General features: G+C 29.8%; 18 protein-coding genes. 11 read left to right on the top strand and 7 right to left on the bottom strand.

Annotation, left to right across the window (positions count from 1 at the left end; genetic code table 11):
• The 7 genes from rplQ (at nt 1) to EC396_RS05720 (ending at nt 7113) form a co-directional block, all read left to right on the top strand.
• Nucleotides 1-477 carry a 50S ribosomal protein L17 gene (gene rplQ / locus EC396_RS05750; RefSeq protein ID WP_129365753.1) on the top strand — a complete coding sequence of 159 codons (477 nt, stop codon included), beginning with the start codon at nt 1-3 and terminating at the stop codon, nt 475-477.
• Between the two features lie 248 nt (nt 478-725).
• Nucleotides 726-1832 (top strand): glutamine-hydrolyzing carbamoyl-phosphate synthase small subunit, encoded by a 1107-nt coding sequence (gene carA, locus EC396_RS05745; protein ID WP_129365752.1) that lies wholly within the window; start codon nt 726-728, stop codon nt 1830-1832.
• 149 nt (nt 1833-1981) lie between these two features.
• The gene (gene eno, locus EC396_RS05740; RefSeq protein ID WP_129365751.1) at nt 1982-3268 is read left to right on the top strand and encodes a phosphopyruvate hydratase; all 1287 of its coding nucleotides are present in this window, start codon (nt 1982-1984) and stop codon (nt 3266-3268) included.
• Nucleotides 3269-3439: 171 nt separating this feature from the next.
• Nucleotides 3440-4726 (top strand): citrate synthase, encoded by a 1287-nt coding sequence (locus EC396_RS05735; RefSeq protein ID WP_129365750.1) that lies wholly within the window; start codon nt 3440-3442, stop codon nt 4724-4726.
• 81 nt (nt 4727-4807) lie between these two features.
• A complete protein-coding gene (locus EC396_RS05730) occupies nt 4808-5722 on the top strand; it encodes a dimethylarginine dimethylaminohydrolase family protein (RefSeq protein WP_129365749.1) in 915 nt (304 codons plus the stop codon).
• 3 nt (nt 5723-5725) lie between these two features.
• Nucleotides 5726-6664 (top strand): citrulline utilization hydrolase CtlX, encoded by a 939-nt coding sequence (gene ctlX, locus EC396_RS05725; RefSeq protein WP_129365748.1) that lies wholly within the window; start codon nt 5726-5728, stop codon nt 6662-6664.
• Nucleotides 6665-6696: 32 nt separating this feature from the next.
• On the top strand, nt 6697-7113 hold the full coding sequence (locus EC396_RS05720) for an Rrf2 family transcriptional regulator (protein ID WP_129365747.1): 417 nt from the start codon (nt 6697-6699) through the stop codon (nt 7111-7113).
• Nucleotides 7114-7163: 50 nt separating this feature from the next.
• Here EC396_RS05720 and EC396_RS05715 read toward each other — a convergent pair whose 3' ends face one another.
• The 5 genes from EC396_RS05715 to EC396_RS05695 form a co-directional block, all read right to left on the bottom strand.
• Nucleotides 7164-8960 carry a hypothetical protein gene (locus tag EC396_RS05715; protein ID WP_129365746.1) on the bottom strand — a complete coding sequence of 599 codons (1797 nt, stop codon included), beginning with the start codon at nt 8958-8960 and terminating at the stop codon, nt 7164-7166.
• Between the two features lie 150 nt (nt 8961-9110).
• Entirely contained in the window at nt 9111-9845 is a 735-nt protein-coding gene (locus tag EC396_RS05710) for a head GIN domain-containing protein (protein ID WP_129365745.1), read from the bottom strand.
• A gap of 95 nt (nt 9846-9940) precedes the next feature.
• Nucleotides 9941-11692 carry a PspC domain-containing protein gene (locus EC396_RS05705; RefSeq protein WP_129365744.1) on the bottom strand — a complete coding sequence of 584 codons (1752 nt, stop codon included), beginning with the start codon at nt 11690-11692 and terminating at the stop codon, nt 9941-9943.
• A 6-nt stretch (nt 11693-11698) separates the two neighbouring features.
• Nucleotides 11699-12028, bottom strand: a complete 330-nt coding sequence (locus tag EC396_RS05700) for a PadR family transcriptional regulator (protein WP_129365743.1) — start codon at nt 12026-12028, stop codon at nt 11699-11701.
• A gap of 24 nt (nt 12029-12052) precedes the next feature.
• Complete coding sequence (locus tag EC396_RS05695; protein ID WP_129365742.1) at nt 12053-12424, bottom strand: DUF4870 domain-containing protein; 372 nt, start codon at nt 12422-12424, stop codon at nt 12053-12055.
• Nucleotides 12425-12667: 243 nt separating this feature from the next.
• On the opposite strand from EC396_RS05695, the gene EC396_RS05690 reads away from it, so the two are divergent.
• The 3 genes from EC396_RS05690 (at nt 12668) to EC396_RS05680 (ending at nt 17377) form a co-directional block, all read left to right on the top strand.
• A complete protein-coding gene (locus tag EC396_RS05690; protein ID WP_129365741.1) occupies nt 12668-15745 on the top strand; it encodes a PAS domain S-box protein in 3078 nt (1025 codons plus the stop codon).
• A 4-nt stretch (nt 15746-15749) separates the two neighbouring features.
• Nucleotides 15750-16850, top strand: coding sequence for a hybrid sensor histidine kinase/response regulator (locus EC396_RS05685; protein ID WP_129365740.1), 1101 nt, complete (start codon nt 15750-15752; stop codon nt 16848-16850).
• 71 nt (nt 16851-16921) lie between these two features.
• On the top strand, nt 16922-17377 hold the full coding sequence (locus tag EC396_RS05680; RefSeq protein ID WP_129365739.1) for a DUF4442 domain-containing protein: 456 nt from the start codon (nt 16922-16924) through the stop codon (nt 17375-17377).
• A 273-nt stretch (nt 17378-17650) separates the two neighbouring features.
• Here the strand turns inward: EC396_RS05680 and EC396_RS05675 are convergent, their stop codons facing one another.
• Nucleotides 17651-18289 (bottom strand): hypothetical protein, encoded by a 639-nt coding sequence (locus EC396_RS05675; RefSeq protein WP_129365738.1) that lies wholly within the window; start codon nt 18287-18289, stop codon nt 17651-17653.
• A gap of 2 nt (nt 18290-18291) precedes the next feature.
• Entirely contained in the window at nt 18292-18786 is a 495-nt protein-coding gene (locus EC396_RS05670; RefSeq protein ID WP_129365737.1) for an RNA polymerase sigma factor, read from the bottom strand.
• Nucleotides 18787-18946: 160 nt separating this feature from the next.
• On the opposite strand from EC396_RS05670, the gene EC396_RS05665 reads away from it, so the two are divergent.
• On the top strand, nt 18947-19370 hold a 424-nt coding region (locus EC396_RS05665; protein WP_164975213.1), incomplete at its 3' end, for a transposase.

Genomic DNA, 19370 nt, shown 5'->3' with positions numbered 1-19370 from the left:
ATGAGACACGGAAAGAAATTTAATCATTTAGGAAGACAAACTGCACATAGAAAAGCTATGTTTGCTAATATGGCTTGTTCTTTAATTGAGCACAAGCGTATTAATACTACTGTTGCTAAAGCAAAAGCTTTACGTCAATTTGTAGAACCGTTAATAACAAAATCTAAAGAAGATACTACTCACAATCGTAGAGTTGTATTTGCTTATTTGAGAAATAAGTATGCTGTAACTGAATTGTTTAAAGAAGTATCTGTAAAAATTGCTGATAGACCAGGTGGTTATGTTCGTATCATTAAATTAGGAAATCGTCAAGGTGATAATGCACCTATGGCAATGGTTGAATTGGTTGATTACAATACAACTTACAATCCTAATGGAAAGAAAAAGGCTAAAACTACTCGTAGAGGAAAATCTAAAAAAGCTGATGCAGTTGAAACTGTTGATTCTGGTAAAGAAACATCTTCAGAAGAAAAATAGGATACAAATTAATGAATTATAGTTCATAATATTAAAAAGGATAAACTTTAAACGGTTTATCCTTTTTGTATGTAAAAACAAAACTTAAACTGTTTATTAAAAATTGTGTCAATTTCCTTTTTTTGTTTTGTTGTAAAGTTTAGTTTTGCACAGCGAAAAAGTAAAACACTAAAGGGATATTAAGTGTTCTGTTTTTTTTTAAAAATAGAGTTATATACAAGTAAATTAATTTTAAAAATAAATAACAAATGAAATATTCACAACGAAAAAAGGCTATTTTACTTTTAGCTGATGGTACGGTTTTCGAAGGAAAATCAATAGGAACAGATGGAACGGCATTTGGAGAAATTTGTTATAATACTGGTATGACTGGTTATCAAGAAGTTTTTACCGATCCTTCTTATTTTGGTCAGTTAATGTTAACTACCAACGCACATATTGGTAATTATGGAGTAAATAATGATGAAGTAGAATCCGATTCGATGAAAATTTCAGGTTTGGTTTGCAAAAACTTTAGTTTTTTTTATTCTAGAGATAATGCACAAGGTTCTCTTCAAAATTATTTTGAAAAAGAAAATACATTGGCAATTTCAGATATTGATACACGCGCTGTTGTTAGTTACATAAGAGATAAAGGAGCTATGAATGCTGTTATCTCAACAGATACTGATATTGAAGCGTTAAAAGCAAAACTTCAAGCAGTTCCAGATATGAATGGTTTGGAATTGGCTTCAAAAGTGTCAACAAAAGAGCCTTACTTTTTTGGTGAGGAAGATGCTCCAATAAAAATTTCAGCATTGGATATTGGTATTAAAAAGAATATTTTAAGAAATTTAGCAAATAGAGGATGTTATATTAAAGTGTTTCCTTATAATGCTACTTTTGAAGAAATGAGTGCTTTTAATCCTGATGGTTACTTTTTATCTAATGGGCCTGGTGATCCATCACCTTTAAAAGATGCACAAAATGTAGCCAAAGAAATTATCAGTAGAAATTTGCCATTATTTGGTATTTGTTTAGGACACCAAATTATTGCATTGGCTAATGGAATTTCAACCTATAAAATGCACAATGGTCATAGAGGAATTAATCATCCTGTTAAAAATTTAATTACAGGTAAGGGTGAAATTACATCTCAAAATCACGGATTTGTTGTAAATAAAGAAGAAGTTGAAAAACATCCAGATTTTGAAATTACACATGTGCACTTAAACGACAATACTTTAGCAGGTATGCGTATGAAAAATAAGAATTGTTTTTCTGTACAGTATCACCCAGAAGCTAGTCCAGGACCACATGACTCGTCTTATTTGTTTGATCAGTTTATCGAAAACATTAAGTCAGCACAAAAATAAATATAAAAGCCACTAACTAAATTAGTTAATGGCTTTTTTTATTCAAAAAAACGAAAACGTTATCGTATAAATAGGTGCTCAAAATAAGGTGGTTTTACCTTTTTATTCGTAACTTTGGACAAGAATATAACTTTAAAAATAATAAGAAAATGAGTATGATTTTAAGTGTTCATGCACGTCAAATATTTGATTCAAGAGGAAATCCAACTGTAGAAGTTGATGTAGTAACTGAAAACGGAGTGTTAGGTAGAGCTGCTGTGCCATCTGGTGCTTCAACAGGTGAACACGAAGCTATGGAATTACGCGATGGTGGTAAAGATTACATGGGGAAAGGTGTTTTAAAGGCAGTTAAAAATGTAAATGACATTATTGCTGAAGAATTAATTGGTGTTGATGTTTTTGAACAAAACTACATTGATCAATTAATGATTGAATTAGATGGTACAAAAAATAAATCTAAATTAGGTGCTAACGCAATTTTAGGTGTTTCTTTAGCTGTTGCAAAAGCTGCTGCTAATGAATTAGAAATGCCTTTATATCGTTATGTTGGTGGTGTAAGTGGTAACACTTTACCTGTTCCAATGATGAACATTATAAATGGAGGTTCTCACTCTGATGCTCCTATTGCTTTTCAAGAGTTTATGATTATGCCAGTTATGGCTAAAAACTTTACTGAAGCTTTAAAAATGGGTAGTGAAATTTTCCATAACTTAAAAAAATTAATACATGACCGTGGTTTAAGTACTGCTGTTGGTGATGAAGGTGGATTTGCTCCAACTTTTGACGGTACAGAAGATGCTATTGAAACAGTATTAAAAGCTATTGAAAATGCAGGTTACAAACCAGGTGAGCAAGTAAAATTAGCTTTGGATTGTGCTGCTGCTGAATTTTATGTTGATGGAAAATACGATTACACAAAATTTGAAGGTGATAAAGGTGTAATTAGAACTTCTGAAGAACAAGCTGATTATTTAGCTGAACTTTCTGCAAAATATCCAATTATTTCTATTGAAGATGGTATGGATGAAAATGACTGGGAAGGATGGAAATATTTAACTGATAAAATTGGAGATAAAGTTCAATTGGTAGGTGATGATTTATTTGTTACTAATGTTGAGCGTTTATCAAGAGGTATTGAAAACAATATTGCAAATTCAATCTTAATCAAAGTAAACCAAATTGGTACTTTAACTGAAACTATTGCAGCTGTAAATATGGCTCACAATGCAGGGTATACTTCTGTAATGTCTCACCGTTCAGGAGAAACTGAAGATAATACAATTGCTGACTTAGCTGTTGCGTTAAATTGTGGTCAAATTAAAACAGGATCAGCTTCTCGTTCAGACAGAATGGCAAAATACAATCAATTATTAAGAATTGAAGAAGAATTAGGAAGTGTAGCTTATTATCCTCAAGCTAAAGCATTCAAAATTTAATTAGTTCAAAATTATTGAATTATTAAAAAGCCAAGTTTATTCTTGGCTTTTTTTGTTTATGTAACAATTAGAACATAAATCATAAATCATTCTTAAAAATACTTTTAAAATAGTGCGAATTAATGTAAATTCGCTACCATTATATAAATTAAATTTATACAAATTATAGTTATGTCAAAAATCGCAACTTTAGAAATTGATGGTAAGAAGTACGAATTTCCAATTTTAATTGGATCTGAGAATGAAGCCACTATTGATATTAGCACTTTAAGATCTGTTACAGGTGGAGTAACTACTTTTGACCCAGGATTTAAGAACACCAGTTCTTGTGAAAGTAAAATTACATTTTTAGATGGTGAGAAAGGAATTTTACGTTATAGAGGTTATGCAATAGAAGAATTAGCTGAAAAATCGGATTTTTTAGAAGTTTCTTATTTGTTAATTTTTGGTGAGTTGCCAACAACTGCTCAAAAGCAACAATTTCATAAGGATATTCAAAAAACAGCTTTAGTGGATGAAGATGTAAAGAAAATTTTAGATGGTTTTCCTAAATCTGCACATCCAATGGGTGTTTTATCGGCATTAACAAGTGCACTTACGGCATTCAATCCTAAAAGTGTAAACGTTGATTCTGAAGGTGATATGTATCGTGCAGTTTGTAAAATCTTAGGTAAATTTCAAGTATTGGTAGCTTGGACTTATAGAAAAGAAGAAGGTTTACCTTTAGCCTATGGTCATAACTCACTTGGGTTTGTTGAGAATTTCTTAAAAATGATGTATGAATCACCAATTGAAGATTACAAAGTAAATCCATTGGTTGTTGAAGCATTAGATAAGTTGTTAATTTTACATGCAGATCACGAACAAAATTGTTCAACTTCTACTGTTAGAGTTGTGGGTTCTGCACATACTGGATTATTTGCATCTCTTTCTGCTGGAATTTCTGCACTTTGGGGGCCACTACATGGAGGTGCTAATCAGGCAGTTATTGAAATGCTTGAAGCTATTAAAGAAGATGGAGGTGATTATCAAAAATATATTGATAAAGCAAAAGATAAAAATGATCCTTTCCGTTTAATGGGATTTGGGCATAGAGTTTATAAAAACTTTGATCCACGTGCTGTTATTATTAAAGAAACTGCCGAAAGAGTTTTAAACGATTTAAAAGTTAATGATCCAGTATTGGATATTGCTAGAAATTTAGCCGAAATTGCTTTAAATGATGAATATTTTAAATCACGTAATTTATATCCAAACGTTGATTTTTATTCAGGTATTATATACAGAGCAATTGGAATTCCGGTTCCTATGTTTACGGTTATGTTTGCGTTAGGTAGATTACCAGGTTGGATTGCACAATGGAAAGAAATGAGACTTAATAAAGAAGCTATTAGTAGACCTAGACAACTTTATACGGGAGAAACATTGAGACCTTTTGTTGAAGAAAGTAAAAGATAAAAATTTTTAAATTTAAAATATTGTTAAAACCTCATATTAATTTATGGGGTTTTCTTATTTTTACGCCAAAATATTGATAATATGTTAAATTTAAATGTTCATGATGAAACTTCTCGCCTTAGGTCTGTAGTGTTGGGGACAGCAATAAGTAGCGGCCCAATACCTAAAATTGAAGAAGCTTATGATCCAAAATCAATAGAGCATATCAAAGCTGGTACTTACCCTAAAGAAGCTGATATGGTAGCTGAAATGGATGCGTTCCAAAAAGTGCTTGATAAATATCAAGTTAAAGTTTACAGACCAAATATTATCAATAATTACAACCAAATTTTCTCTAGAGATATTGCATTTGTAATTGAAGATAAATTAATTATTTCAAACATTTTACCCAATAGGGAGAATGAAATTGAAGCCATAGAATATGTATTAGATGAAATTGATCCAAATTGTATTGTTGAAACTTCAGAAGATATTCATTTTGAAGGTGGCGATGTTATTTTATGGAATGACTACATTTTTATAGGAACTTATAAAGGTGCTGATTACGCAGATATTATTACTGCCAGAACCAATATGAAAGGGGTAAATTTTATTAAAGAATTGTTTCCGCATAAAATTGTAAAAGAGTTTGATTTGGTTAAATCTAATACCATTGCAAAAGAAAACGCCCTTCATTTGGATTGTTGTTTTCAACCAGTTGGAAAGGATAAGGCAATTATTTATAAAGGTGGTTTTAAAGATGAAAATGACTATAATTACTTGGTAAATTTATTTGGAATGGAAAATATGTTTCATACAACTCAAGATGAAATGTATCAAATGTTTTCAAATGTATTTTCTATTTCACCCGAAGTCGTAGTTTCTGAACAAAATTTTACCCGATTAAATGATTGGTTGCGTTTACAAGGTTTTATTGTTGAAGAAATACCATACGCTGAAATTTCAAAACAAGAAGGTTTATTAAGATGTTCAACAATGCCATTAATTAGAGATTAACAAATGACACAACAAATTACCAACACTATTTTAATGATTAGGCCTGTTTCATTTAGAATGAACGAGCAAACTTCAGTTAATAATTACTATCAAAAAGTATTAGATAGTTTGACTCCTGAAACAGTTCAATTTAGAGCCTTGCAAGAATTTGATGCTTTTGTTGAGAAATTGAGAGCAAAAGGGGTTAATGTTATTGTTGTAAATGATACTAAAGATACGGATACACCTGATGCTATTTTTCCTAATAATTGGATATCATTTCATCAAAATGGAGATGTTGGTTTGTACCCAATGTTTGCTGAAAATAGGAGATTAGAAAGAAGAGAAGATATTTTAGAAACCTTAGAAGAACAAGGTTTTGTAATAAACAATGTGGTAGATTATTCTTCAGCAGAAGATGAAGGAATATTTTTAGAAGGTACAGGAAGTTTATTGTTAGACAGGGTAAATCAAAAGGCATATTGTGCTTTATCTCCAAGAGCCGATGAAGATTTATTTATTGAATTTTGTGAAGATTTTGAATATACGCCAGTTTCATTTGTAGCTTATCAAACAGTAAATGGAAATAGATTGCCAATTTATCATACCAATGTTATGATGGCTTTGGCTGAAAATTTTGCAGTAATTTGTTTAGAATGTATTGATGATAAATCGGAACGTAATAATATCAAAGCTCATTTAAAGGAAGATGGTAAAGAAATTATTGTAATTAATGAAAAGCAAGTTGTAAATTTTGCAGGTAATATGTTACAAGTCTTAGGTGAAAATAACAAGCGTTATTTGGTTATGTCACAGGCTGCTTATCAATGTTTAAATAAGCAACAAATTGCCACTATTGAAAAGTATTGTGAAATAATTTACAGTCCTTTAGATACTATTGAAGCTTGTGGTGGGGGAAGTGCAAGATGTATGATGGCTGAAGTATTTTTACCAAAAGAATAATGTAAAATCATTGAAAATTAGTAATTTTAGAAATGCTTTCAAAAAAAACCAAATACGGCTTAAAAGCCTTAAGTTATCTAGCCAAACAGGAGCAACATGTTCCTATTTTAATTTCTGACATTTCCGAATCTGAAAATATTTCAAAAAAATTTTTAGAAAGTATTCTTTTGACCTTGAAAAAAAATGGAATTTTAGATTCTAAAAAAGGAAAAGGAGGCGGATATTATTTGGTGAAAAGTCCTGAGGAAATTAAAATTTCAACAATTATTCGTCTTTTAGAAGGTCCAATTGCAATGTTACCTTGTGTTAGTTTAAATTATTATAAAAAGTGTGACGATTGTAAAAGTGAAGAACGTTGCAATCTAAACATTTTAATGGCTGAAGTTAGAGATAGCACATTAAAAATTTTAGAAAATAAAACACTTGCAGAATTTAATTGTGGTGTGTAATAAATTAAATATATAAAAAAAGGTCTTTCATTTGAAAGACCTTTTTTTTGTTAAATTTTTTCTCGAACTGGAATTTTAATATTTAAAAATTCTTGTTTTAGACGGTTTAAATCATTGAGTAAGTAGTCTTTATTTTCTCCAAAAGTTGAAAATAATTGTTGATAATACTCAATACCATCATTCATGTTATTTTTAAAAGTATTTAAATACTTTTCTTGTTTTGCGTTATATGAATCTTTAACCTCATCAACTTTATTAGCAAAATAATCAATATACATTTTAAATTCTTTGATAAACATATGAGGACGATCATCAGTATCTACAACATTGATTTTGCCGTAAATATGTTGTATCATTTCTTTTAGAGTCAATTCTTTTGAATAATATGCCATATTTGGACCTGGACAAATTGCCACACCTTGATCTTCACCTTTTTTGTTGATATCATAATTTAAAAAGGCTGCATTGGCCAAACCTTCGCATAAACAGGTTTTGTCTGTAATTAGCTCATATTGTTTTGCATATTCTTCAGAGCTTAAGTTTTCCAATTTAACTTCATCCACTTTTTTTGAAATGAACTTTTTTGAAGCTAAACATAATGGCATCCCTTTTTCATCTAAACTTAACGCTAAGAATTTTTTAGGACAAGAGCTTCCTGGTTTGTTTTCAGCAATTCTAGCGTTTCTAATAATATCATTAGAACTTCCATTTAAACTGTTAAATGGTACACCCAATGGAGAAACATTGCTTAAATACAAATCTTTTTCTTTTGCTTTTTTTAATGTTTCTATAGTTTGAGCATCAACAGTAGTAGCTTCAGGAACCAATAAAAATGGTGTACCCCAACCAACAGAATCAATATTGTAATTGTTTATTAAATATTCATGCTCTTCGTTAGTTCCAACACCACCTTGTACAGTGATTAACAATTCTAAAGGAGATTCAGGAATATTTTTACCGTTGGCTTCTAATCCAGCAACTAAAATTTCATGAACATCACTTATCAAGGCTTCTTTGTGTTGTTTGAATTCTTCTAAAATAGGACCTAATAAATATCCATCAGAAGCAAAAGCATGACCACCACAATTTAAACCAGATTCAATTCGGTATTCAGAAACCCATAAACCTTTTTTTGCAAGGAATTTACCTTGAATTAAAGCAGATCTATAGTCACTTACTTTAAGTGTAATTTTCTTTTTTAAATAGCCTTCTTTTGTTGGAAAAAAGTCTTCAAAGTTTTCAAAATAGCTGTACAATCTAGGATTCATACCAGCAGATAATATAACTGAAGATTCTAAATTGCTATTTGCAAAACCTCTTAATGCAGCATGTGCATCGTTGAATTCGGTAGGAAGTTGTTCGTTTTTTACAAAGTTAGCTTTGTCTAACTTCGTCATAATATTCACATCAATGTTTCCTGGTTTTAGGTTGTTGTGAATCCAATGTAAAGCATCTTCTTTTAAATTGTAATTTGAAAACTTTTTGGTGAAATTTTGTTTTAGCTCTGAAAAATCTGGCAACATTTCCATGTATTTATCAAATTCACCACCTTTTTCTTCAAAAGTTTTTTTAAGATTTTCAAATTTCTGTTTTACAATAGTGTCAACTGTATTAAGGTATGAAGTAATTCTCTTAGCTCTATAATCTTCAACTTTGGTTGTAATTTCTTGATATGGAAGTTTAAATTTGTTCGAGTAATATTCATTCATTTTCTCAATTAAAAAATCATCTACAATTGAAATTACAGATGAAATACCATATTGGGCAACTTTAATTGGACTATCAACAGTATATGCAAGCCCCATTACTGGAATGTGAAATGAGTGCGTTTCAAATTTTTTTGTCATAATATTTAGTAATAGTTTGTGCAAAAATAAGTAACAACGAACTAATTTAAGTGATAGATGTCATATTTTATTTAAATTAATGTAAATATTAACAGAAAAAGCCAATTCAAATTTATAGAATTGGCTTTAAATGAATGATTTATAATTTTTTTAGTTATTTGATACGATACCTCCAGATGAAGTGTTTTTATCTATTTCTGTTGGATTTCCTTCATAACTAATGTTGCCTCCACTACTTGCATTGGCAGTTAGTATGCCCGATACATTTACATTGATAATTGCACCGCTACTTACATTGGTTTTAGCATCTACACATTCTAATTTATCGGCATTTATAATGCTTCCGCTACTGGAACTTGCAATAAAATTAGTTGTATTTCCTAAAATTTCAATATTTGCACCGCTAGATGATTCACTCTTAATTTCATTTGTATTCACAATAATTTTGATTGAACTGCCACTGCTTGCATCTAAATCCAACGATGAATTTTGAATGGTATTTTCTGTTTGAACACGAGCGCCGCTTGATGTTTTTATTTTTTCAATATCACTAGTTGTTAAATATACGTTACGTGCTTTTGTTTTGTTAACATTTTTTTCAAAATAAATATTAAGTGCATCGTTTTTAACTTCGGTAATTAATAAATCTATAATGTTATCATCTGCTTCAACTTTTATGTCGGTTTTATTTCCTTGAGTTAGGTAAACTGTAATACCTTGTTGTACTTTAATAGTGTTGAAGTTAGCGCTAATTTCTCTTTCTTCAGAAATAACATGTTTGCTTCCTTTTATGCCCGAAAGGTTGTCAAAAAAACAAGAAGTTGTTGTAAAAAGTAGCATTAAATACGTTGTAATTAATATCGTAATTTTTAATAAAGTTTTCATTTTTTCATTTTTTTTGTTGATTCAAAAGTATGTTTCAAACAGTTAATTATATAAAAGAATTGATTGAGTTGTTGTTTTTTAGGGTTCAACTGTAATTAGTTTATTTTAACACCATTTTCATCCACTTTAATATTCGCATTTTTTTTACCGTTATTGATATTTACTTCAACACCATCTTCATCAATTTTTAGATTGAATTTTTCATTTTTTTCTTTGTAATCATCTCCAAAAATTGATGAATCACAGTCTAAACATGCCAAACCATCAATGGTCATTTTGTAAAGGTGTTTAGGCATATTACGATCATAAATGTTTTGTACATTTTGAACATTGTCTAAATAACTTTTTGTTGAATTATCTAGATACAAAACTGTATTGATGGGTAAATAAATGGTAATATCAACCAATTGATCTTTAAATTTATTGTTGAAATTAGATAAAAAATAGCCGTTTAGTAATAAATTTTTGTCAGTAATATTGAATTCATATTCAATAGACTCTGCATCTTTATTTGCATTAAGCTTATTTTTACCAGTAGATTCTTTTCTAATTTTTATAGAAGCATTGGTTTTATCAGTAGATTTAATGTCTACATTAATTCTTGAAGAATACAATTTCTGAATCTCATTTTCGTAAACTGTTTCAAAATCGTACTGTCTACTCAATTCGCTTCTGGCAGATAAATTGTCGTCAGCTATCATTTTTATTGTAAGTGTGTCATTAGCAATAATTGGCAATTCTTCGGTTTGCTTAAAAACACCATCATAAGCTGTTTGTGACGCATAATTAATGCCTGCAAAACCCAAGCCTAATAATGATATTATCCAAATACCTAATAAAGACAATTTGGTTGTAGTGCTAAACGATTTTACATTGCTTGATAATATTTTTAAGCCAAGTAAAAACAAGATTACAAACGGAATTGCAATAGCAAGAAAAGCAAATGTTATTAATAACCAAGCAGGTATAACAGAATCAAAAAAGAAAGGAGGATAGTTTATAAAATCTTCGCTAAAACCTAACATTTCAAAGCTACCCCAAGAGAAAGCTGCTATAATTAAACCTATAATTGCAATTGAGGCTATAAATATAATTACGGCTCCAATTATTTTACCTAACACATTTAATATGCTTACTAAAATTGTTCCCAGTGTATCAATTATTTCATTTAAACCAGATTTGGTATTGCCGCTTAAGTTTTTTTTAAAATCTGAATTTTTTACTTTTTCAGAAATATCATTTACACCGTCTTTTACTTTAGCAGAAACATCTTGAAATTCTTCTCTAATTTTACGTTCAATATTACTTATGTTTACAGGTTCACCTTCCATTTGTAATTTTTCGGCAGTTGTTTCAGCTTGAGGAACTAAAATCCATAATAAAATATAAACTAAAAATCCTGTTCCAAAAAAGAAAAGTAAAGCCAGCCAAAGTAGTCGCATCCAAATGGCTTCAATTCCAACGTAATGTGCCAATCCGGCGCAAACACCGCCTAAAAATTTATCGTCAGTATCTCTAAATAATTTTTTATTAGAAGTTTTAGCTCTATTATAGCCAGTTTCATCCTCAAAAATTTCTTCATCAACTAAATAATCTTCAGGTTTCCCCATAATTTTAGTTATTTCATCAATGTCATTTTCATCAACAACTTGACGAACATCTGTGATTCTTTCAGAAAGCAATTCACCTATTCGGTTTTCAATGTCGTTTAAAATTTCATCTCTACCTTGTGGATCATCACTTAAAGATCGTCTTATGGCATCTAAATACAGCTTTAACTTTTGATAAGCTAATTCATCAATATGAAAAAAGATACCTCCTAAATTTATGCTAATTGTCTTATTCATTTTGGTTTATTTTTTGGTAGTTATTAGATTTACGGCAATTGTTAGTTCGCTCCATGTAGTGTTTAATTCTAATAGAAATAATTTGCCAGTTTCGGTAATTCCGTAATATTTTCTTGGTGGTCCAGATGTTGATTCTTCCCAACGATAATTAAGAAGACCCGCATTTTTAAGCCTTGTAAGTAAAGGGTAAACAGTACCCTCAACAACTAATAATTTAGCATCTTTAAGCTGCGATATAATTTCTGAAGTGTAAGCATCGTCATCTTGTAAAATGGAAAGTATGCAAAACTCTAAAACTCCTTTTCGCATTTGTGCTTTTGTGTTTTCTATCTTCATAAGTTTAGATTTTTTAATGCGTTACTATTTTATAAATTCTATGGTAAAAGGGTACTCATAATATTCACCCCTACTAGCACTAATACTTGCTGAAATAATTAAAATCATATTTAAAATAAAAACGGGTATAATTGCAATTATCAAAAAAATCAACCCCAATCCTAAAGTAAAAATTGTTATAGGAATTATTAAAATGGCCAGTATAAATGAATATAACATCAAACTCATTTGAAAATTTACGGCTGATTTTCCGTGAGCATCTATAAATGAGCTTTCATTTTTTTTAGCCATCCACAAAATAAGTGGAGCTATTATGTTTCCAAATGGAAATACAAAACCAGCAAATGTACTTAGCTGAATAATTGTGCTGTAATTTTTATCGTTTTGATTTGTCATGATTATAATACTTACTAATATCTTATGCAAATATATGTATAAAAAACAGTAGTATGCAACACATAGTACTGTAATTTAACATTATATTAACATTATTTATGGATGATATTAAATTGAAAATTTTAGCATTAAAATTACTGCCGTGTGTAAAAAAAACGTATATTTGGTATGAAATAGCATATAAATGGTAATTTTAATCTATCAAATGGTATTTCAAAAAGCAATAACATCAAATTTTAGACTATGAGTTTTGTGGGTATTTTAAATAAAGAGTTGTCAAAAACTGAATTATTAGCTTTGGTTGAAAAGCAAGAGCAAACAATTTACGCTTTGCAACATAATGATAGAAAATATGAAAATCTGTTTAATAATTCTTTAGACGGAATTTACAGAAGCACTCCTGATGGTAAATTTATCAATGTAAATTCAGCTTTAGTTAAAATGTTAGGTTACAATTCAAAAGAAGAGTTGTTGAAAGTTAACATTAGAAAAGAACTTTATGTTGATGATAATGATAGAAAAGAAGTTGTAGATCATTTTTCTGATACCGAAAAATTTAGACATAGACTTTATAAAAAAGATGGTTCTATTATTTGGGTAGAAAATCATGGTGAAAATATTACCAATAGTAATGGTGAACTTTTGTATTATGAAGGTATTGTTCGTGATGTTACCGAAATAAAAAAAGCAAGTGATATTCAAAAAGTACTTTTAAATATCTCACAAAATGGTTATCAGCAAGAAGATTTAAAAGCTTATAATAAGTTTATTATAAGTGAATTGGGAAAGTTGATTGATGTTTCTAATTCATACATTGCTTACTATAATAAAGGGAAAGAAACAATTTCAATTCCGTTTATTTCAGGAGAAGAAGCTGATGAGGAATTTCCAATTACCAAAACATTGACAGGTTATGTAATTAAAACCAAAAAGCCTTTATTGGTTGGTGCGGAAAAATTTAAAGAGCTTGAAGATGCGGGCGAAATAGAATTGGTTGGAGCAGCTTGTGAAATTTGGGCAGGTGTTCCGTTGATTGTTAATAATGAAGCTATTGGAGCAATTGTTGTACAAAGTTATGATGACGCAAATGCGTACAGTCAAAAAGATATTGAATTACTTGAATTTGTTTCGACTTATATAAGTTCTGCAATTGAAAAAAACAAGCAAATGCTTGAATTAAAAAAGTTTTCATTGGCAGTTGAACAAAGTTCAAATACCATTGCGATTACTGATATAAAAGGAAATATTGAATATGTAAACTCAAAGTTTATAGAATCAACAGGTTATTCAAAAGAAGAGGCAATAGGTGTTAATCCAAGAATTTTAAATTCTGGGACGCAACCAAAAGAATATTATGCTGAAATGTGGAAAACTATTTCATCTGGAAAAGTATGGAAGGGTGAATTTCAAAATAAATCTAAAAGCGGAAAACTTTATTGGGAACGAGTTGCAATTACGCCAATTAAAAATAGAGATGGAGTTGTAACAAATTATATGGCTATTAAAGAAGATGTTACTTTGCAAAAAGCTACTGATAAAAAGTTAAGAAAAGTAACAAATGAAGCTACTTTGGCAAAAGAAGTTTTAAGAAAAGTATTAGATAATATACCAATCAGGATCTTTTGGAAAGATATTGAGTCAAGGTTTTTAGGCTGTAATAAAGCCTATTTAACTGAAATGGGATTTGATAGTGAAGAGGAAGTTATTGGTAAAACAGATTTTGATATCCATCTTAAAAAAGATGCCGAACGATTTAGAGCAAGTGAACTTGAAATTGTACAAACTGCTCAACCAAAAATAAAATATCAAGAGGTTATAAACCACCCAGATAAAAAGCAATTTGTTTTAACAAGTAAGTTGCCATTTTTTAACGATAATAATGAGGTAATTGGTGTTTTAGGGGCTTCAGAAGATATTACAGAGCGTCTTGAAAATGAAGAAAAGTTAAAAAAAGCTACTAACGAAGCTATTTCAGCAAACCTTTCAAAGTCTATTTTCTTGTCTAATATGAGTCATGAAATAAGAACCCCGTTAAATGCTATTTTAGGATATTCTCAACTGTTACAAGACGGTGATAATTTAACAAAAGTACAATACGAAAATTTAGAAACTATAAATAGAAGTGGAGAGCATTTATTGGCCTTGATTAATGATATTTTAGATATGTCTAAAATTGAAGCAGGAAGAATAACATTAAAAGAAACCGACTTTAATTTTGCAGTTATGCTTAAAGAAGTGGAAGGGCTTTTTAAGCATAAAGCAGCTCAGAAAAACATAGAATTAACTACAATTTCTAAGAATTATATACCAGGAAACATTCTTGCTGATGAGTCTAAAATAAGACAAGTAATTATTAACCTAATAGGGAATGCTTTAAAATTTACATCAAAAGGTTTTGTTAAAATTACTGTTGAAGTTTTAAAAGACAACTTTATCAATGTTACCGTAAAAGACAGTGGTGTAGGTATTTTGAAAGAAGAGCAAGAAGCAGTTTTTAAACCGTTTGAACAAGCTCAAAAAGGCGCAAGAGTTAGTGGCGGAACAGGGTTAGGATTGGCAATAAGCAAAAAATTTGCCAATTTAATGGACGGAGATATTACCATTGAAAGTGAGTTAGGAAAAGGATCTGAGTTTAGTTTTACATTTGGATTTAAAGCAAGTGAGCAAGCTGAAAATGTTGAAGGAGCAGAAGAGTTAAAAGTGGTTAGTTTGGTTCCTGAAATGAAAGGTTTAAAATTAGCAATTGTTGATGACCGCCTTGAAAATAGAGATATATTACTTCAAAAATTTACCCCGCTAGGTTTTGATATCAAACAAGCTGAAAATGGGTTAGAAGCTGTAGAACTTTATAAAAATTGGAAGCCAGAAATTATATTAATGGATGTAGTAATGCCGGTGTTAAATGGCATTGAAGCAACAAGACAAATTTTGCAAATGCGTGGTAATCATGATGTAAAGATTTTTATTGTAAGTGCTAGTGCTTTAGAGTCTGAACAACAAGAGGTTATGGATATAGGGGCAACTGTTTTTATAAAAAAGCCAGTAAATTTTGTTGATTTATTAGCGCAAATGGTTGATAAAGGAGGCGTGAAATTTGTTTATGAGGTTAAGAAAAAAATTGAAATTAATTACGGATTGGCTTCTGAAATTCCGCAACATTTAAAAGATAAATTTATTGAAGCGTCAGAAGAGGGCGATTTTGAATTGTTACAAAATTTACTTGAAGAGCTTGAAAATGATTCTAATAAGTCATTTAAAGAAATCGAAGAATGTATCAATGAAATGGAATTTGAAAAATTAATTAACTGGTTAAAAACTTAATATTATGGAAAAAAAGGTATATACAATACTAATTGTTGATGATAATTCCAATAATTTGAAAGTATTGGCAGGTGTTTTAAAAATTGCTGGATATGAATTTAGAATGGCTAAAAGCGGTCAGCAGGCATTGAATGTTTTAGAAAAAACAACGCCCGATTTAATTCTTTTAGATATTCAAATGCCAGATATGGATGGATTTGAAACTTGTGTAAAAATTAAAGAAAACGAGGAGTTGGCTAAAATTCCTGTCATTTTTTTAACAGCAAATACAGACTCAGAAAGTGTAAATAAAGCTTTTAAATCGGGTGGTGTAGATTTTGTTACAAAACCATTTAATTCTGAAGAGCTTTTGGCAAGAATTCAAACTCACATTACTATTAAAGTGCAATCGGAAGAATTGGTGAGACAAAATGCAGCAAAAGATAAATTTTTCTCAATAATATCTCACGATTTAAAAAATCCGTTGGCTAATATTATTGGATTTGCAGAATTGATAAAAGATAGTAGTCACGAGCTTGATCCTGAAAAATTAGAGATGTTTGTTGGTTATATTCATAATTCGGCACTTTTTACGCTTGAAATTTTAGAAGATTTGTTGGATTGGGCAAGAATTCAAATGGGAAGTTTAAAATCTGTGAAAAATAAATTTAACCTAAGTAATTTATTGTTAAACAATATTGAAGGTCATTTTCCTCAAGCTTTGGCAAAAAGTATTGATTTTCAATCTAATTTTGATGAAAATATTATAATTAATGCAGATGAAAGAATGATAACAGCAGTTGTTAGAAATTTAATTTCAAATGCCATTAAGTTTACTCCTAAGGGTGGGCATATTTCAATTTCAACAAGAGAGAAAATAATTAATAATAAAAGAATGATTGAAACTGAAATTAGAGATACAGGAATAGGAATAAATAAAGAAAACTTGACTAAACTTTTTCAAATTGAACAAAACTACAATTCTAAAGGAACCAATAATGAAACTGGTACAGGTCTGGGTTTAATTTTATGTAAAGAATTTATAAATCAAAATAATGGTAGTATAAGAGTAGAAAGTGAACCTGCTGTTGGAAGTAGTTTTATATTTGATTTAGAATGTGCTTAAGTTGATAAAAACAAATAAGCAATGAGTATTTATATGTTTTCTTTTTATACATTGACCTCAAATTGGTAAATATGGAGGTTACTGTAAGTAAAATGAATCGTTTTTTAATGTTTAAATTGCCATCGGCTTATTTGTGCGGTGTTAGGTTAAAAACGATAGATAACAATAAAGCGGTTGTTACCGTAAAGTATAAATGGCTAAATACAAACCCATTTAAGTCTATGTATTTTGCTGTTCAATCTATGGCTGCCGAACTTTCTACAGGCGCTTTGGTTATTAAAAAAATTAAGGAAAGCAATAGAAATATAGCGATGTTAGTTACCAGTCACTCTGGTGATTTTACAAAAAAAGCCATTGGGACAATTAATTTTACGTGTAATGATGGTGATTTGATAAATGAAGCTTTACAAAAAACCATTGAAACTGGCGAAGGACAAACTATTGTTATGAAATCTGTTGGTGTTAATGAAAATGGTGAGCAGGTTTCTGCATATAAGTTTGAATGGAGTGTAAAGTTACGAAGTTAAGAGACTTTGTAAGGTTGAGTTTAGTTGTTTCTTGTCAATTGCAGTGATTGCATTCTGCAAAAAAAATTTTCCAATTTTAACGAAACTTGCGCTAGGGATAGCAGCGGCATCCTTTTTTACAATGTAACTTTGTGGAATTGTAAAAAAGATATAGCGTATAGCCCGACCTTTAGGTAGCGCCCAATTAATTAGTTTCAAAGTTTAAAGTCTGAAAGCTATAAGTCCAAAAAGTGTATTGATAATAATAGACACGTTTGTTATAAACGTAAAAATTTAATCTTCCATTTTTTTTAACTCTGTATAATTTTTGTTGAGTTTTTTTAATAAAATACCATAAATAATTTTGTAGTATAGCCATAGTAAACCGCACATAATAAATAGTGTTGCGGTTTGAATTGCAATGTATAAGTAGAGAAATAGGTCTGGATCTAAATCTTTTATTTTTAAACCCAATGAATTTATTAATAATGTTGGGTTAGAAAGCATGATAACATTTAATACTACTGAAATAATTACATATAATACAATGTTGTAGTACACGTAACAATTGACTGTTTTGCGTGTTTTAATAATTTTTTGCATTAATATGTTGGTAGAATCGCACACTGAAATTGATTTGAAGTTTTTATAAAACAGGTAAATAAAAACGGATAATATAATATAGTGTGCAACCTGTGATATTTGTAAAAATGTTTTTAAATGAAACTGCTCGTAAATATCTAGATAACTTTCGGGTATTAAAAGGTTTAAGCTTGTCCAAAAAATAAATTCGACAATGCATATCACAAAAATCCATTTTACAATAGAGGAAGATTTTTTATGAATTAAAGCATAAATATCGTTGTATGTTACTTTTGGAAAATCGTTGGTACGCTTATTCCAATCTTTCTTTAATAAGTCTAATTCCTTCATTATTATGGATTTAGTATTGTTTTTAAGCGTGTTTTAATTCTGTTCATTTTTACGCGTGCATTTACTTCTGAAATACCCAATGTTTCTGAAATTTCTTTATAATTTTTATCTTCTAAATAAAGAAAAATTAGTGCTTTTTCAATGTCAGATAGTTGGTAAATTGCTTTGTACATTAATGTTAATTGTTCTTCTTCAGTAGCGTCATACTCGGTTGATTCAATTTTATGTAAAACTGTTTCAAAATCTTGTGTTTGTATGGTTCTTTTTGATTTTCGATACAGTGTTATTGCAGTGTTTAAACCAATTCTATACATCCAGGTGCTTAATTTAGATTCGCCTCTAAACTTTGGATATGCTTTCCAAAGTTGAATTGTAATTTCTTGAAATAAATCGTTATGCGCCTCTTGATTGTTGGTGTAGATACGGCAGACCTTGTGAACAATATTCTGGTTTTCTTGAAATTCTTCAATAAATTTATGTTCAAGGTCTTTGGTCACTTTCCAATATTAAGTTCAAATGATAAGTTGTGTAAAAAAGCAATTTGTTACAAATTTATCAAAAAAAAGAAGCCGTCTCATAACCTGAGGCGGTTTTTTTATTAAATGATTTGTATAAAAACCGGTCATTTTGTATCTTTAGGTGTTGATAATCAAAGATATGAATACAAATTTTCAATCCTATAATCAACAGCAAAATTGGCTTTTTCCACCTTCTATTGAAGAGCTTATTGCTGATGATCATCCTGTTCGAATAGTCAATGGAATAGTTGAGCAACTCGACTTAAGTTTGCTGGTAGAAGAATATAGTAAAGAAGGAAAACCAAGTTACCATCCAAAAATGATGCTCAAGGTAATGGTCTATGCCTATATGGATAATACCTATTCTAGCCGTAAGATAGAAAAGGCAATGCGAGAGAACATCAACTTTATGTGGCTTGCTGCGCAACAAGTTGCTGACCATAATACTATTGCACGTTTTCGCAGTAAAAAACTGAAGACTATTTTTAAAGACATTTTTAAACAAGTTGTTTTACTTTTAGCAGAAGAAGGACTTGTCACCCTCAAAGAAGTATTTACAGATG

The sequence above is a fragment of the Lutibacter sp. HS1-25 genome, assembly GCF_004121075.1.
Classification (GTDB): Bacteria; Bacteroidota; Bacteroidia; order Flavobacteriales; family Flavobacteriaceae; genus Lutibacter.
Note: the sequence above shows the minus strand (reverse complement) of the source record. Positions and strands in the feature narration are given on the sequence as shown.

What these genes read in the sequence shown, in the direction of transcription:
- EC396_RS05710 (WP_129365745.1), bottom strand. Translation starts at nt 9,845, where the DNA reads ATGAAAACTTTATTAAAAATTACGATATTAATTACAACGTATTTAATG.
- EC396_RS05735 (WP_129365750.1), top strand. Translation starts at nt 3,440, where the DNA reads ATGTCAAAAATCGCAACTTTAGAAATTGATGGTAAGAAGTACGAATTT.
- EC396_RS05705 (WP_129365744.1), bottom strand. Translation starts at nt 11,692, where the DNA reads ATGAATAAGACAATTAGCATAAATTTAGGAGGTATCTTTTTTCATATT.
- EC396_RS05715 (WP_129365746.1), bottom strand. Translation starts at nt 8,960, where the DNA reads ATGACAAAAAAATTTGAAACGCACTCATTTCACATTCCAGTAATGGGG.
- EC396_RS05700 (WP_129365743.1), bottom strand. Translation starts at nt 12,028, where the DNA reads ATGAAGATAGAAAACACAAAAGCACAAATGCGAAAAGGAGTTTTAGAG.
- ctlX (WP_129365748.1), top strand. Translation starts at nt 5,726, where the DNA reads ATGACACAACAAATTACCAACACTATTTTAATGATTAGGCCTGTTTCA.
- EC396_RS05695 (WP_129365742.1), bottom strand. Translation starts at nt 12,424, where the DNA reads ATGACAAATCAAAACGATAAAAATTACAGCACAATTATTCAGCTAAGT.
- EC396_RS05675 (WP_129365738.1), bottom strand. Translation starts at nt 18,289, where the DNA reads ATGAAGGAATTAGACTTATTAAAGAAAGATTGGAATAAGCGTACCAAC.
- rplQ (WP_129365753.1), top strand. Translation starts at nt 1, where the DNA reads ATGAGACACGGAAAGAAATTTAATCATTTAGGAAGACAAACTGCACAT.
- carA (WP_129365752.1), top strand. Translation starts at nt 726, where the DNA reads ATGAAATATTCACAACGAAAAAAGGCTATTTTACTTTTAGCTGATGGT.
- EC396_RS05690 (WP_129365741.1), top strand. Translation starts at nt 12,668, where the DNA reads ATGAGTTTTGTGGGTATTTTAAATAAAGAGTTGTCAAAAACTGAATTA.
- EC396_RS05685 (WP_129365740.1), top strand. Translation starts at nt 15,750, where the DNA reads ATGGAAAAAAAGGTATATACAATACTAATTGTTGATGATAATTCCAAT.
- EC396_RS05720 (WP_129365747.1), top strand. Translation starts at nt 6,697, where the DNA reads ATGCTTTCAAAAAAAACCAAATACGGCTTAAAAGCCTTAAGTTATCTA.
- EC396_RS05680 (WP_129365739.1), top strand. Translation starts at nt 16,922, where the DNA reads ATGGAGGTTACTGTAAGTAAAATGAATCGTTTTTTAATGTTTAAATTG.
- eno (WP_129365751.1), top strand. Translation starts at nt 1,982, where the DNA reads ATGAGTATGATTTTAAGTGTTCATGCACGTCAAATATTTGATTCAAGA.
- EC396_RS05730 (WP_129365749.1), top strand. Translation starts at nt 4,808, where the DNA reads ATGTTAAATTTAAATGTTCATGATGAAACTTCTCGCCTTAGGTCTGTA.